At 74.3% G+C, this 14,578-nt stretch carries 12 protein-coding genes; 10 read left to right on the forward strand and 2 right to left on the reverse strand.

The genetic code is table 11. From position 1 onward, the window contains the following. Nucleotides 1–10: 10 nt before the first annotated feature. A complete protein-coding gene (locus ACWD4P_RS29085) occupies nt 11–664 on the reverse strand; it encodes a cysteine dioxygenase (protein WP_359829956.1) in 654 nt (217 codons plus the stop codon). Nucleotides 665–1,287: 623 nt separating this feature from the next. On the opposite strand from ACWD4P_RS29085, the gene ACWD4P_RS29090 reads away from it, so the two are divergent. The 3 genes from ACWD4P_RS29090 (at nt 1,288) to ACWD4P_RS29100 (ending at nt 7,411) form a co-directional block, all read left to right on the forward strand. Continuing rightward, nucleotides 1,288–1,560 (forward strand): WhiB family transcriptional regulator, encoded by a 273-nt coding sequence (locus ACWD4P_RS29090; RefSeq protein WP_030062195.1) that lies wholly within the window; start codon nt 1,288–1,290, stop codon nt 1,558–1,560. 226 nt (nt 1,561–1,786) lie between these two features. Continuing rightward, nucleotides 1,787–5,641, forward strand: a complete 3,855-nt coding sequence (locus ACWD4P_RS29095) for a glycosyltransferase (RefSeq protein ID WP_449781671.1) — start codon at nt 1,787–1,789, stop codon at nt 5,639–5,641. 6 nt (nt 5,642–5,647) lie between these two features. After that, a complete protein-coding gene (locus tag ACWD4P_RS29100; RefSeq protein ID WP_449781672.1) occupies nt 5,648–7,411 on the forward strand; it encodes a DUF5719 family protein in 1,764 nt (587 codons plus the stop codon). 41 nt (nt 7,412–7,452) lie between these two features. Here the strand turns inward: ACWD4P_RS29100 and ACWD4P_RS29105 are convergent, their stop codons facing one another. Beyond that, nucleotides 7,453–7,905 carry a metallopeptidase family protein gene (locus tag ACWD4P_RS29105; protein WP_359831012.1) on the reverse strand — a complete coding sequence of 151 codons (453 nt, stop codon included), beginning with the start codon at nt 7,903–7,905 and terminating at the stop codon, nt 7,453–7,455. A gap of 164 nt (nt 7,906–8,069) precedes the next feature. On the opposite strand from ACWD4P_RS29105, the gene ACWD4P_RS29110 reads away from it, so the two are divergent. The 7 genes from ACWD4P_RS29110 to ACWD4P_RS29140 form a co-directional block, all read left to right on the forward strand. Beyond that, nucleotides 8,070–8,435, forward strand: coding sequence for a DUF3499 domain-containing protein (locus tag ACWD4P_RS29110; RefSeq protein ID WP_359831014.1), 366 nt, complete (start codon nt 8,070–8,072; stop codon nt 8,433–8,435). A gap of 127 nt (nt 8,436–8,562) precedes the next feature. Beyond that, complete coding sequence (locus ACWD4P_RS29115) at nt 8,563–9,948, forward strand: phosphomannomutase/phosphoglucomutase (RefSeq protein WP_449781673.1); 1,386 nt, start codon at nt 8,563–8,565, stop codon at nt 9,946–9,948. 109 nt (nt 9,949–10,057) lie between these two features. Continuing rightward, the gene (locus ACWD4P_RS29120; RefSeq protein WP_359831018.1) at nt 10,058–10,240 is read left to right on the forward strand and encodes a Trm112 family protein; all 183 of its coding nucleotides are present in this window, start codon (nt 10,058–10,060) and stop codon (nt 10,238–10,240) included. Between the two features lie 80 nt (nt 10,241–10,320). Then, a complete protein-coding gene (locus ACWD4P_RS29125; protein WP_449781674.1) occupies nt 10,321–11,571 on the forward strand; it encodes an SIS domain-containing protein in 1,251 nt (416 codons plus the stop codon). Nucleotides 11,572–11,727: 156 nt separating this feature from the next. Beyond that, nucleotides 11,728–12,705 carry a cation diffusion facilitator family transporter gene (locus tag ACWD4P_RS29130; RefSeq protein ID WP_449781675.1) on the forward strand — a complete coding sequence of 326 codons (978 nt, stop codon included), beginning with the start codon at nt 11,728–11,730 and terminating at the stop codon, nt 12,703–12,705. 319 nt (nt 12,706–13,024) lie between these two features. Further along, a complete protein-coding gene (gene ahcY, locus ACWD4P_RS29135) occupies nt 13,025–14,473 on the forward strand; it encodes an adenosylhomocysteinase (protein ID WP_359831119.1) in 1,449 nt (482 codons plus the stop codon). A 29-nt stretch (nt 14,474–14,502) separates the two neighbouring features. Next, nucleotides 14,503–14,578 (forward strand): CBS domain-containing protein (locus ACWD4P_RS29140; RefSeq protein ID WP_449781676.1); only part of this gene is annotated, 76 nt, incomplete at its 3' end.

The raw sequence follows: 14,578 nt of genomic DNA on the forward strand, positions 1-14,578 counted from the left end.
CAGCCCGGGATCAGTGCGACCCGGCCTGGGCCTGCCGCTCCGGGTGCTGCTCGGGGACGGCGGCGGCGCCGTACTGGTTCATCTCGGTCAGGCCGGGGGCGTAGAGGTGGATCGAGACGGCGGGTTCGAGCGCCCCGTTGACGACCTCGTGCAGGTAGCCGGAGGAGAACACGCGCTGTCCGCCGGGCCGCAGCACCCGGGCGCCCTCGCCGGTGGTGGTGAGCGAGCGCTCGACCAGCTCGCCCCGCACGACGCTCATCACGCCGGAGGACTCGCCGTGGTCGTGGAAGCCGCTGGACTGCCCGGGCAGCCAGCTGAGCAGCCAGACCTCGTAGCCGGGGCCGGTCTCCAGCCGGGCGTACCAGCGGGTCAGCGCGTCGTAGCGGACCAGCGGCTCCCAGCGGGCGCGGTCGGCGGCGATCTCGCGCACCAGCCGGGCGTACTCGGCGACGGTGGTGGGGTGGGCCGGCAGGTCGGTGCGGGCCAGGTGCGGGAAGGCGAGCGGGTCGCCCGCGATGGAGACGTCGCTGAGGCCGTCGGCCCACTGGCGGGTCCGGGTGCCGGCGGAGGTGTTGGCGGGGGTGCCGGCGGGGGCGGTGGCGGGGCCACGGCGGGCGAGCTTGCTGCGGTCGCGGTTCCGCTTGCGGATGCGGATCATGCGCACGGGAGTCGTCCTCGGAGGAGTCGGCCGGATTCGTCGGATCAGCCGGATCCGGGATGTCCTGGGACGGGACTCGCGGGCGGCCTCTGTGCTTCCTGGGGGCGGCGCGCGGTGGGACGCGGGCGCCTAGATACAGCAGGAGCAGAGGCGACAACAAGAGTTCACGGCACGGCGGAGGGTGGAACCGCTCCGGGGGCTGGCGAACTCTGACATAGGAGCAAGGAGACCGCATCCGCAGGGGCGGTGTCAAACCCAAGGATGCGGCATTCGAGTGGGTTAGGTCCGGATCTTTCCCTGATGGGGTGATTCATCACTCTCTATGTTTCGATGGGAAGATCGCCGGGAAGGCAGGCCGATGACCGGCCTGTGACGGTGACCGGGCGTCACCCGGTGAATGGTTGCGGATGGTTCGGCACTGTTCAGGACCTTGAGGCGGAAGGTCCGATGTGTCCAAATATGTACACTATTCGTAACGGCTTGGTGCCAGGGAGTGAATCCCGGCCCCAATACCAGAGCTCGGCTTGACTGGGCCAGAGTGACGCAACTGTAATTTCACTCGTGTCGTCAGCCGCACGAGGCAACGGCAACCACGGGGACGCCAAGTAGGGGCAGAGGAGGCGCGCCACATGAGCGAGCTCTTTGAGCTGTTGATCGGGGACGGCATCGCGGAGGACGAGGAGGAACTCGGTTGGCAGGAGCGCGCGTTGTGCGCCCAGACCGACCCCGAGTCCTTCTTCCCCGAGAAGGGCGGCTCGACCCGCGAGGCGAAGAAGGTCTGCCTCGCCTGCGAGGTCCGCTCGGAGTGCCTGGAGTACGCCCTCGCCAATGACGAGCGCTTCGGCATCTGGGGCGGCCTCTCCGAGCGCGAGCGCCGCAGGCTCAAGAAGAGCGCGGTCTGACCGGGTCGGCCCCGCCTCCCGCTGACCCTTCGACAGCGAGTGGCAGCCGCACAGCTGTACGAGCGCCTCACCGTGACGGTGGGGCGCTTTCGTGTTCCCGGGGCCCCCTTCACCGTCTCCGCACGCACACCCCGGACGAACCGGCCACCCGGAGCCGTTAGTGTGGTGCGCCATCCGGTTGCCGTTCACCGGCTGTGTCCACCGAGAACTGGGGCCCGCGCACGCGATGACCGTCTACAGCCACCAGAGCGGCTCCACCGCTTCCAGGCCGCCCGCCTACCCGCGCCACCTGGTCACTGCGGTGATCGTCTCGCACGACGGCGCCCGCTGGCTCCCGCAGGCCCTGGCAGGCCTGCTTGGTCAGGACCGTCAGGTCCAGCGCATCCTCGCGGTCGACACCGGATCCACCGACAACTCTCCGCAACTGCTCGCGGACACCCTCGGCGACTGGCTGCCCGACAGCGGCCCGCTGGTCCTCGGCCGCCGGGCGGGCTTCGGCACCGCCGTCGCCGAGGCCGTGGCGGGCAGCGCGCCGCTGCGCCCGGAGGACCTGCCGTACCGGCTCGACGCCTCCGGCTACGACCCCGTCACCGGCGGCTGGGACGACTTCGGCGACCCGCTCGCCCAGGAGGACGACCTCGGCCGCGGCGGCCCGCGCGAGACCCGGCCGGTCGAGTGGCTCTGGCTGCTGCACGACGACTGCGAGCCGCAGACCGACGCGCTGCGCCGGCTGCTGCAGGTCGCCGACTCCACCCCCAGCGCCGCCGTGGTCGGCCCCAAGCTGCGCAGCTGGTACGACCGGCGGCAGCTGCTGGAGGTCGGCGTCACCATCGCCCGCTCCGGTCGGCGTTGGACCGGACTCGACCGCCGCGAGCAGGACCAGGGCCAGCACGACCAGGTCCGCCCGGTGCTCGCCGTCTCCAGCGCCGGCATGCTGGTGCGCCGGGACGTCTTCGAGGAACTCGGCGGCTTCGACCGGGCCCTGCCGCTGATGCGGGACGACACCGACTTCTGCTGGCGGGTCAACGCCGCCGGCCACCGCGTGGTGGTCGCCCCCGACGCCGTGCTGCGGCACGCCGAGGCGGCCGTCCGCGAGCGCCGCGCGATCGACTGCGGCCCCGCCCACCCGCACCGGGTGGACAAGGCCGGCGCCGTCTACACCCTGCTCACCAACTGCAGGGGCGCGCTCTTCCCCTACGTCCTGCTGCGGCTGGTGCTCGGCACCCTGGTGCGGGCCGTCACCAACCTGCTCGGCAAGGACCCGCGCCAGGCGTTCGACGAACTGGCCGGCCTCGGCCACGAACTCGTCCGCTTCCCGAGGCTGCTGGCCGCGCGCAAGCGCCGCGCCCGCGCCCGGTCGGCGGACGCCCTGGACGACCGCACGCTCTTCCCGGCCCCCGGCGCCACCACCCGGCTGGCGGTCGAGGGCGTCGTCGGCTCGCTCGGGATAGGGGGCGGCGACGACACCGGCGGCCGGCACGGCTCGGCCGAGGCCGGCGGGGACGAGGACACCGAGGACCTGGTCGTCGAGCAGTTCACGCTGCTGAAGAAGCTCGCCCGGCGCCCGGCGCCGCTGCTCTTCGCGGCCCTGCTGGTGTTCGCCCTGATCGCCTGCCGCGGCCTGCTCGGCGGCGGCGAGCTGTTCGGCGGCGCCCTGCTGCCGGCGGCCGACGGGGCCGGTGGCCTCTGGTCGATGTACGCGGACGCCTGGCACCCGGTCGGCACCGGTTCCACCGCCGCCGCACCGCCGTACCTGGGCGTCCTCGCGGTGCTCTCCTGGCTGCTGTTCGGCCACGCCGACCTCGCGCTCACCCTGCTCGTGGTGCTCGCCGTCCCGCTGTCCGCGGTCAGCGCCTACCTGGTGTCCCGGCCGCTGCTGGACTCCAAGCTGGTCCGCGCCTGGGCCAGCGCCACCTACGCGCTGCTGCCCGCCGCGACCGGCGCGCTCGCCCAGGGCCGGATCGGCACCGCGGTGCTCGCCGTACTGCTGCCCCCGCTGGCCCGCGCCGCCGCCATCGCGGCCGGCCTCGGCATCCGCGCGGAGAGCGCCGCCAAGGGCGCCCGCCCGGGCTGGCGCCCGGTCTGGATGACCGTCCTGCTGCTCACCCTGGCCACCTCCTTCGTCCCGATAACGTGGGCGCTCGCGGTGCCGCTCTGCCTCGCGATGCTGGTCGTCGCGGTGGTGCGCGGCAGCGCCTTCGGCTCCGGCGGCGCGGCGCTGCGGCTGCTCGGCCTGCGCGTCCTGGTGATCCTGGCGGTGCCGGTCGCGGTGCTGGCCCCGTGGTCGCTCACGGTGCTGTCGCACCCGCAGTGGCTGCTGCTGGAGGCCGGGCTGCCCGGCCTGCACGGCGCCGGAGCGAGCGCGGCCGGCCTGCTGCTGGTGAACCCGGGCGGCGCCGGGGTGCCGCCGGTCTGGCTCTCGGCGGGTGTCGTGCTCGCCGCGCTGGCCGCACTGCTGCGCGCCGACCGCCGCCGCGGGGTGCTCGCCGCCTGGGCCGCGGCCGGGGCCGGCCTGGTCTTCGCGGTCGCGGTCGCGGGCACCTCCGTCACTCCGGCCTCCGGCGGTCCGGCGGTGCCGGCCTGGTCCGGCCCGGCCACCCTGATCGCCGGGATCGCCCTGCTGGCCGCCGCCGCGATCGGCGCCGACGGCGCCAACGCCCGCGTGGCCGGGATCGCCTTCGGCTGGCGCCAGCCGGTGGCCGCCCTGGTGGTGGCCGCGGCCGTGCTGGCCCCGCTGGGCACCGGCCTGTGGTGGGCGCTGACCGGAGCCGGCAAGCCGCTGCACCGCGGCCAGGCCGACCAGGTCCCCGCGTTCATCGCCGAGGAGGCCGGCACCACCGACCGGGCCCGCACCCTGGTCGTCACGGGGGAGAGGAACGGCGGCTCGGTCCGCTACACCGTGCTGCGCGGCGCGGGTCTGACGCTCGGCCAGGCCGAGTCCACCACCGACCCGGCGACCGGCACCCAGGACGGCCTGAACAAGATGGTCGGCAGCCTGCTGGCCGGCTCCGGCGCCGACCAGGCGAGTGCCCTGGCCGGCTACGGCATCGCCTACGTGCTGGTCCAGCAGCCGGTGATCGACGTCTACAAGGACGTCCTGGACACCACCCCCGGCCTGGTCAAGGCCAACCAGGACGGTGCCGCCGCGCTCTGGCAGGTCAACGGCACCCCCGCGGTCCGCGCGGTGATCACCGCCCCGAGCGCGGCCCCGGTGGTCGTTCCGTCCGGGGCCCGCGACCTGTCCGCCACCGTCCCGGCCGGCCCGGACGGCCGGGTGCTGCGGCTCGCCGAGTCCGCCGCCCCGGAGTGGAAGGCCACCGTGAACGGCACCGCGCTGGAGCCCACCACCGTCGACGGCTGGGCGCAGGGCTTCAAGCTCCCGGCCGCCGGCGGCAAGCTGGCCGTCACCCGGGAGGACGGCGCCGCCCACACCGGCTGGATCTGGGCCCAGGTGCTGCTCGGCCTCACCATCCTGGTGCTGGCCCTGCCCGGCCGCCGCAGCCACAAGGACGACGACCTGCCCGAGGAGGCGGTCGCCGCCGCGGCGCTGGCCGCCGCCGCCCAGGCGCAGGCCCCCGCCCCCGGCAGCCGCCGGGCCCGCCGGATGGCGGAGCGCGGCGAGGGCACGGACGGCGCCGAGGGCGGTGACGACGAGTCCGGGGTGTACGACCGGCCGGGCACGATCCCGGCGCAGCCGGTCGGCGAGCCGGTGACCGGAGCCGTCCAGGCGGCCGCCGCGATCCAGGACGCCGAGCAGTTCACCGACCCGTACCAGGCGTACCAGCAGGCCGACCCGTACAGCTACGACCAGTACGCGGCCCAGCAGCCGGTCGCCGCGCCGTACGGCGGCCGGACGTACGACGGCCACGGCTATGAGGGCTACCAGCAGCAGGGCTACGAGCAGCAGCCGTACCAGGCCGAGCAGCCGTACGGCTACGACGCCCAGGGGTACGACGGCAGCCAGCAGCAGCCGCAGCAGCAGCCCTGGCTGCCCGGGCAGCAGGGCGGCGAGCCCTACTACGACCCGAACGACCCCAACGGCCCCGGCCGGTACCCGCACCAGCACGGATCGGGGAACTGACCCGCGATGAAGAAGCCCGCGATGAAGAAGCCCGCGTTCAGGAAGAAGTCCGGCGCCGGAGAGGCCGCCGGGCCGGCCGGGCCCGCCTTCACGGCGGAGCCGGCCGGCACCGCCCCGGCCGCCCGCCCCGGTCGCGGCCGGGGCCCGTTCGGCGCAGGGGCCGGAGGTTCCGGAGCCGGCGGTGCGGCCAGGACCACGCCGTCCCTGCTCGCCGCCGCCGTGGTGCTGGCGGCGGTGTTCGGGATCGCCGAGGCGCGCCCGCCGGCCGCGCCGGCCAAGGCGGGTGCCGCGGCCGCCCCGGTCACCGCGCAGGTCGAGCGGACGTCGGAGGTCTGCCCGCAGCCGATCCAGGGCCTGACCGGGTCGACCACGCTCACCGCCTACACCCCGCCCGGGACGGGCTCCGCCACCGGCGGGGCCGGCTGGCTGTCCGACGCGGCCGCGCCCGCGGTGCCCGCGGCCCAGCCGACCGCTGCCCCCGCGGCCCCGGCGACGCCCGCCGCCCCGGCCCCGAGCGGTTCGGGCGCCCCCAGCGCCCCGGCCCAGGACAAGGACGCGGCGCCCGCCGACGCCCGGCTGACCGTCACCAAGCCCGGCACCCCGGTCACCGGCCCGGCCGCCAACGGCGACGCCGCGCCCGGCACCGGGGCCGTCGCCACCGGGGCCCTCGCCCCCGGCTTCACCGTCACCCAGACCACGGTGGTCACCGAGCAGCGCGGCCTCGGCCTGTCCGGCCTCACCTGCACCCCGGCCGCGACGAGCTTCTGGTTCGCCGGGGCGAGCACCGCCGGCGACCGGGTCGACTACCTCAGCCTGGTCAACACCGAGTCCTCCGCCGCGGTGGTGGACATCAAGCTGTACGGCGACAAGGGCCTGATCGACAACGACGCCGCCAACGGGATCACCGTGGCGCCCGGCAGCTCCCAGTCCGTCCTGCTGTCGACCCTCAGCAAGGGCGCGGTCGCCGACCTCGCGGTGCACGTGGTGGTGCGCTCGGGACGGGTCGGCGCCGCGCTGCACGCCGCCGACGGCGGCAAGGGCGCCGACTGGGTCCCGGCCTCGGCCGACCCTGCCCCCGTCCAGGTGCTGCCCGGCCTGCCCGCCGACACCGCCTCCGCCCGGCTGGTGGTCTGGGCGCCGCCGGAGGACGACGCCGACCTGAAGATCCAGCTGTCCGGCAAGAACGGCTGGTTCAGCCCGGCCGGCAACGAGACGATCCACGTCAAGGCGGGCATGGTGGCCGCCGTCGACCTCGGCAAGGTCACCCGGGACGAGGTCGCCGGGCTGCGCCTGTCGCCCAGCGACGACAAGCACCGCACCCCGATCGTGGCCGGGCTGCGGATCGACCGGGCGGCGGCCAACGGCAAGACCGACGCGGCCTGGCTGACCGGCAGCGACCCGGTCGGCGCCCGGGCCACCGTCGCCGACAACCGGGGCGGCGCCTCCACGCTCTACCTGACCTCCAGCGGCGAGGCCGCCACCGTCCGGGTCACCGCCTCGGCCGGCAGCGGCGGCGGCACCCCGGCCACCAAGGAGGTCCAGATCCCGGCCGGCGGCACGGTCGCGCTCCCGGCGCCCGAGCCCGCCGGGCTGAACGGCGTCTTCGCGCTCACTGTGGAGACTGTCTCCGGCGGCCCGGTGGTGGCCGCCCGGATGCTGTCCCTGCCGGCCAAGGACGTGCCGATGTTCACCGTCCAGGCGCTGCGCGACGACCGCAGCACCGTCAAGGTGCCGCAGGCCCGCCAGGACCCGGGCGTCGTCCTGCGCTGAGCGGCCTCCGGGGCGGCACCGCCGGTGCCGCCCGGGAGGGATCAGTCCTCGTCGTAGCGCGGGTCGATGGCGTCCGGCGACAGCCCCAGCAGCTCGGCGACCTGCTCGATCAGGATCTCGTGCACCAGCGCCGCGCGGTCCTCCCGGGTCTTCGCCCGGATCTCCACCGGCCGCCGGTACACCACGATCTGGCTCTTGCGCCCCTGCTGGGCCGGCGACACCCGCCCCAGCGGCACGCCGTCCTCGGCGTCGGCGCCGTCCGGCTCGTGCAGTGGCACCTCCTGGACGGCGAACTCCACCTCGATCAACTGCGGCCAGCGCCGTTCGAGACGCTCCACCGACTCCCGGACGTAGTCGTCGAACAGTTCGGAACGGGTGAGCGAGATCGGTACCTGCGGCGGCGCCAGCGGCCCGCGCAGGCCCCGCCCGTGCCGGTCGCGGTGCCGGGGGCGGCGCGCCGGGCCTGTCGATGACTGCGGTGCGGAGCTGTCCATATCACTGCCGAGGGTAGTCCTTGGACGGTCGGAAGTGGACCACTCCGACCGGGAATCGCACGGGGCGTTGGATACGCGGCCCCGGCGCCCGAGGGGCGACACGGCACCCCTTCCGGGCAGGCGGTCTTCGCTCCCCGGCGGGGAGTGCGGTACCGTCCACCCTCGTGAGCTCTGTACGTCGTTGTTCGCGGACCGCGTGCGGCCGGCCGGCCGTCGCGACGCTGACGTACGTCTACGCGGACTCCACCGCCGTTCTCGGACCGCTCGCCACCTACGCCGAGCCGCACTGCTACGACCTGTGCGCCGAGCACGCCGAGCGCCTCACCGCCCCGCGCGGCTGGGAGGTCGTCCGGCTCATCGCCGAGGCCGGGCCGCTGCGCCGCAGCAGCGACGACCTGGAGGCGCTGGCCAACGCCGTGCGCGAGGCCGCCCGTCCGCAGACCCCCCGTCAGGGCCGCGGCCCCGAGGGCGATTCCACCGAGGGCGGCCGCCGCGGCCACCTCCGGGTGCTGCGCTCGCCCGACAACTGAGGACTCACCCGGCACGGGGCGTTCGTCCGACCCGGGTACGCTGCCCGTCTACCGTCACCGCGCCCGTCGACCGGACGTGCGGTGGCCCGACGTTCCGTGATCAGTCCAAGACCAGGGTGGAGCCGCAGTGCGCGACCTCAAGCAGCTCGTGAAGGCGTACGACGTCCGAGGCGTCGTCCCGGACCAGTGGGACGAGAGCCTGTCCCGGGCCTTCGGTGCCGCGTTCGTGCAGGTCACCGGCGCGTCCGCGATCGTGGTCGGGCACGACATGCGCCCCTCCTCCCCGTCGCTGAGCCTGGCCTTCGCCGAGGGCGCCGCCGCCTACGGCGCCGACGTGGTGCAGATCGGGCTGTGCTCCACCGACCAGCTCTACTACGCCAGCGGCAAGCTCGACCTGCCCGGCGCGATGTTCACCGCCAGCCACAACCCGGCCCAGTACAACGGCATCAAGCTGTGCCGGGCCGGCGCCGCCCCGGTCGGCCAGGACACCGGCCTGTCCGAGATCCGCGAGCTGGTCGAGTCCTGGACGGCCGAGGACGACACCGTCGCCGTGCCCGCCAAGGACGTGGAGCCGGGCTCGCTGTCCGCCCAGGACACCCTGCGCGGCTACGCCGACCACCTGCTGGGCCTGGTCGACCTGACCGCGATCCGCCCGCTCAAGGTCGCGGTGGACGCCGGCAACGGCATGGGCGGCCACACCGTGCCGACCGTCTTCGACGGCCTGCCGATCGAGCTCGTCCCGATGTACTTCGAGCTGGACGGCACCTTCCCGAACCACGAGGCCAACCCGCTCGACCCGAAGAACCTGGTCGACCTCCAGGCCAAGGTCCGCGAGGTCGGCGCCGACGTGGGCCTGGCCTTCGACGGCGACGCCGACCGCTGCTTCGTCGTGGACGAGCGCGGCGAGCCGGTCTCCCCGTCGGCGATCACCGCCCTGGTCGCCGTCCGCGAGATCGCCCGCGCCCGCGCCGCCGGCGAGGCCGAGCCGACCGTCATCCACAACCTGATCACCTCCTGGACCGTCCCCGAGGTGGTCCGGGAGCTCGGCGCCAAGCCGGTGCGCACCCGGGTCGGCCACTCCTTCATCAAGCAGGAGATGGCCGAGACCGACGCCGTCTTCGGCGGCGAGCACTCCGCGCACTACTACTTCCGCGACTTCTGGCGCGCCGACACCGGCATGCTGGCCGCGCTGCACGTGCTCGCCGCGCTCGGCGGGCAGCCGGCCGCGCTGTCCGAGCTCACCGCCGAGTACGACCGCTACGCCGCCTCCGGCGAGATCAACAGCACCGTGGCCGACCAGGCCGCCAGCACCGCCGCCGTCCGCGCCGCCTACGCCGGCGGGGAGGACACCACGGTCGACGAGCTGGACGGCCTGACGGTGGCCGGCCCGGACTGGTGGTTCAACCTGCGCGCCTCCAACACCGAGCCGCTGCTGCGCCTGAACGTCGAGGCCAAGGACCCGGCGCGGATGGCCGAACTGCGCGACGGCGTCCTGGCCGTCGTCCGCGGCTGAGCCGGTCCGCCCCGGTGGGGCGGCTGATCTCCGCGCCCGGTGCCCCGGCCGGTAGGGTTTCCTATCGGCCGGGGCACCTCCGTGCCACCCCCGAACTTTGGAGAGCCCCATGAAGCTCGAATCCTTCCTGCTGGAGATCCTGGTCTGCCCGCAGTGCCGGGCCGCGGTCGCCGAGGGCGGCACCGAGGAGCAGCCCGAGCTGGTCTGCACCGGCGCCGACTGCGGTCTCGCGTACCCGGTCCGCGAGGGCATTCCGGTCCTCCTGGTGGACGAGGCCCGCCGCCCGGCCTGATCCTGGGGGCGAAGCCCCACCCCGACCGCCCGGCGCGCAGCGGAGCGCGCGCCCCAGGACCGCAGCCGGAGGTTCGCCGCATGCTCGACGACACCCTGCTCGACGACCCGGCCGCGCTCCAGCGCGCCGACCACGACCGCGCCCTGCTGGCCCTGGCCGGTGCCGGGGCGCGGGTCCGCACCGCGCTGCGGCAGGCGGAGACGGCCGGCCTCGACCGGCTGCGGCCGGACGGCCGGCCGCGTGCCGTCCTGGTGGCCGGGCACGGCAGCGCGCTGACCGCCGCCGAGATGCTGTCCGCGCTGGCCGGCACGGCCACCCTGGTCACCGCGCTGCCGCCGACCGAGGCGGCCGCCCCGCGCGCCGACCGGGCCGGTGCCCCGCCCGCCCTGACCGCCGGGCTCGGCTGGCAGCTGCCCGGCTGGGCCGGCCCGCTGGACCTGCTGGTGATCAGCTCCGCCGACGGCGGCGAGCAGGGCCTGGTCGCCCTCGCCGAGCAGGCGTACGCGCGCGGCTGCGCGATCGTCGTCACCGCCCCGGCCGGCAGCGCGCTGGCCGGGGCCGCGCTGCAGGTGCGCGCCCTGCCGCTGCCGTTCGTGGCCTCGGTGCTGCCCGAGGACGTCGCGCCCGTGGCGGCCGCCGAGCCGGACCTGCCGGCCGAGGACCCGGCGGCGCTCTGGTCCCACCTCACCCCGCTGCTGGCGCTCGCCCAGAAGATCGGCCTCACCCAGCTCCCGTACGACGCGCTGCCGGCCGTCGCCGACCTGCTGGACGCCGCCGCCGTGCGCTGCCGCCCGGACGCGGCCGCGTACACCAACCCGGCGAAGGGCCTTGCCGCCCGGCTGGCCGGGACGGTTCCGCTGCTGTGGGCGGAGGGCCCGATCGCCGGGGCGGCCGTGACCCGGTTCGCCGCCCAGCTGGCCGACCGGGCCGGGCGCCCGGCGCTGGCCGGTCCGCTGCCGCAGGTGCTCACCGCCCACCGGGGCATGTTCACCGGGCAGTTGGGGGCGGGCGCCGACCCGGACGACTTCTTCCGCGACCGGGTCGAGGAGCCGGACCCCCTGCACCTGCAGGTCCTGCTGCTGCGGCACGCCCCCGGCGCGGCCGGCGCGGGGGCCGAGGACGCGCAGGACGGTCCGGTCGAGGTGCCGGAGGAGGACGCCGGGCCGCGCAGCTTCGGCGTCTCCCGGGCGCACCGGCTGGCCGCCGCGCACGACGTCCGGCTGACCGAGTACGCGAGCACCCGGCCGGACGCGCTGCACGCGCTGGCCGACCTGGTCGCGCTGACCGACTTCGCCGCCGTCTACCTGGGCCTCGCCGCCGCGCAGTCCTGAGACGGTCGGCCGGACGGGACGTCACGGCCGGTACGGTAGGCGCTCGACGAGCCGTACCGACCCGTGAGGACTGTCAGGCATGAATGAGCGGAGCGAGCACGCCGTCAGGGCGTGCGCGGTGTGCGGAGCGCCCGCCGAGTGCGGCGAGGTGGCCGCATGAGCACCGAGGGCGGCACCAAGGCACTCATCGCGGCCCTGTCCGCGAACCTGGCGATCGCGGCGGCCAAGTTCACCGCCTTCGGCTTCACCGGCTCCTCCTCGATGCTGGCCGAGGGCGTCCACTCGGTGGCCGACTCCGGCAACCAGGTGCTGCTGCTGGTCGGTGGCAAGCGGGCGCGCCGGGCGGCCGACGAGGAGCACCCCTTCGGGTACGGCCGCGAGCGCTACGTGTACGGCTTCCTGGTGGCCATCGTGCTGTTCAGCGTCGGTGGCCTGTTCGCGATCTACGAGGGCTGGCACAAGATCAGCCACCCGGAGAAGCTGGACGCCTGGGGCTGGGCGGTCGGCGTGCTGGTCTTCGCCATCGGCATGGAGGGCTGGTCCTTCCTCACCGCGATGCGGGAGTCGGAGAAGGCCAAGGGCAAGCAGAGCTGGACCCAGTTCATCCGCACCGCCAAGGCGCCGGAGCTGCCGGTCGTGCTGCTGGAGGACACCGGCGCGCTGATCGGCCTGGTGCTCGCGCTGTTCGGTGTCGGGCTCACCGTGATCACCGGGGACGGCGTCTGGGACGGCGTCGGCACCCTGTGCATCGGCGTCCTGCTGGTGGTGATCGCCGTGGTGCTCGCACTGGAGACCAAGTCGCTGCTGCTCGGTGAGTCGGCGAACAAGGAGTCGGTGCGCCGGATCCGGGAGGCGCTGGTGGACGGCGACGCGGTCACCGGGGTGATCCACATGCGCACCCTGCACCTCGGCCCGGAGGAGCTGCTGGTCGCCGCCAAGATCGCCGTCAACGCGGAGGACAGCGCGGCCCGGGTGGCGGCGGCGATCGACGCCGCCGAGGAGCGGGTCCGCGCGGCCGTCCCGATCGCCAGGGCGATCTACCTGGAGCCCGACGTCTACAGCGCCGAGAAGGCCGCGGCGGGCGACGACCCGGCCGCCACGCCCGGCGGCCCGGGCCCCGTCGGGGCCCACTGAGGCCTCCTGGGGCCCGGCTTGAGAGCGGGTCGGAGCGGGGGCCGAAATCGGTCATCGGCGGACGGCCGGCGGGGCCGTCGGTGTAGATTCGTCACCAGAGCCAGAACGTCGCTGCTGATGGCGGTCGATCGGCGGCCCGCACCCGTGGGGTGCTCGCCGGTCGAGGGAGAGAGGTCCTCCGACGGTTTGTGCTGCGCAACGGGAAGCCGGTCCACCAGCGGACCCGGCGGTTCCGGCGTGGCCGTGCACCCGTACGGCCTGACGCACGCGACGGCACGTCCGGACCTTGGCCCCACCCCCATCAGCGAGGAGCAGACGCATGTCGACCGACATCACCGGTGACTTCAAGGTCGCCGACCTTTCCCTGGCGCCGTTCGGCCGCAAGGAGATCCAGCTGGCCGAGCACGAGATGCCCGGCCTGATGGCGATCCGCGCCGAGTACGCCGAGTCCCAGCCGCTGGCCGGCGCCCGCATCACCGGCTCGCTGCACATGACCGTGCAGACCGCCGTCCTGATCGAGACCCTGACGGCGCTCGGTGCCGAGGTCCGCTGGTGCTCCTGCAACATCTTCTCCACCCAGGACCACGCCGCCGCGGCCATCGCCGTCGGCCCGGAGGGCACCCCGGAGAACCCGCAGGGCGTTCCGGTCTTCGCCTGGAAGGGCGAGACCCTGGACGAGTACTGGTGGTGCACCGAGCAGGCCCTGACCTGGCCCGACGGCAAGACCCCGAACATGATCCTGGACGACGGCGGCGACGCCACCCTGCTGATCCACAAGGGCGTCGAGTTCGAGAAGGCCGGTGCCGCGCCGGACCCGTCCACCGCGGACAACGACGAGTTCCGGATCATCCTGGAGCTGCTCAACCGCACCCTCAAGGACACCCCGAACAAGTGGACCGAGGTCGCCTCCACGATCAAGGGCGTGACCGAGGAGACCACCACCGGTGTCCACCGCCTGTACGAGATGCACCGTGACGGCAAGCTGCTGTTCCCGGCCATCAACGTCAACGACGCCGTCACCAAGTCGAAGTTCGACAACAAGTACGGCTGCCGCCACTCGCTGATCGACGGCATCAACCGCGCCACCGACGTCCTGATCGGCGGCAAGGTCGCGGTCGTCTGCGGCTACGGCGACGTCGGCAAGGGCTGCGCCGAGTCGCTGCGCGGCCAGGGCGCCCGCGTGATCATCACCGAGATCGACCCGATCTGCGCGCTCCAGGCCGCGATGGACGGCTACCAGGTCACCACCCTGGAGGACGTCGTCTCGATCGCCGACATCTTCATCACCACCACGGGCAACAAGGACATCATCCTTGCCTCGCACATGGAGCAGATGAAGCACCAGGCGATCGTCGGCAACATCGGCCACTTCGACAACGAGATCGACATCGCGGGCCTGTCGAAGCTCCCCGGCATCGTGAAGACCGAGGTCAAGCCGCAGGTCCACGAGTGGCGCTTCGCCGACGGCCACACCATCATCATGCTGTCCGAGGGCCGCCTGCTGAACCTGGGCAACGCGACCGGCCACCCGTCCTTCGTGATGTCCAACTCCTTCGCGAACCAGACGATCGCCCAGATCGAGCTGTTCACGAAGACCGAGCAGTACCCGATCGGCGTCTACGTGCTGCCGAAGCACCTGGACGAGAAGGTCGCCCGCCTGCACCTCGACGCGCTGGGCGTGAAGCTGACCACCCTGACCAAGGAGCAGGCCGACTACATCGGCGTTCCGGTCGAGGGCCCGTACAAGGCCGAGCAGTACCGCTACTGACCGGTGCCCCGCCCGACGGCCGGCACGGCCTGAAGCGGCTGCCGGTGCTGGACGACGAGGGGCGGGTCATCGGCATGGTCAGCCGCGGTGACCTGCTGCGGGTCT

The sequence above is a fragment of the Kitasatospora sp. NPDC002543 genome (assembly GCF_053594915.1).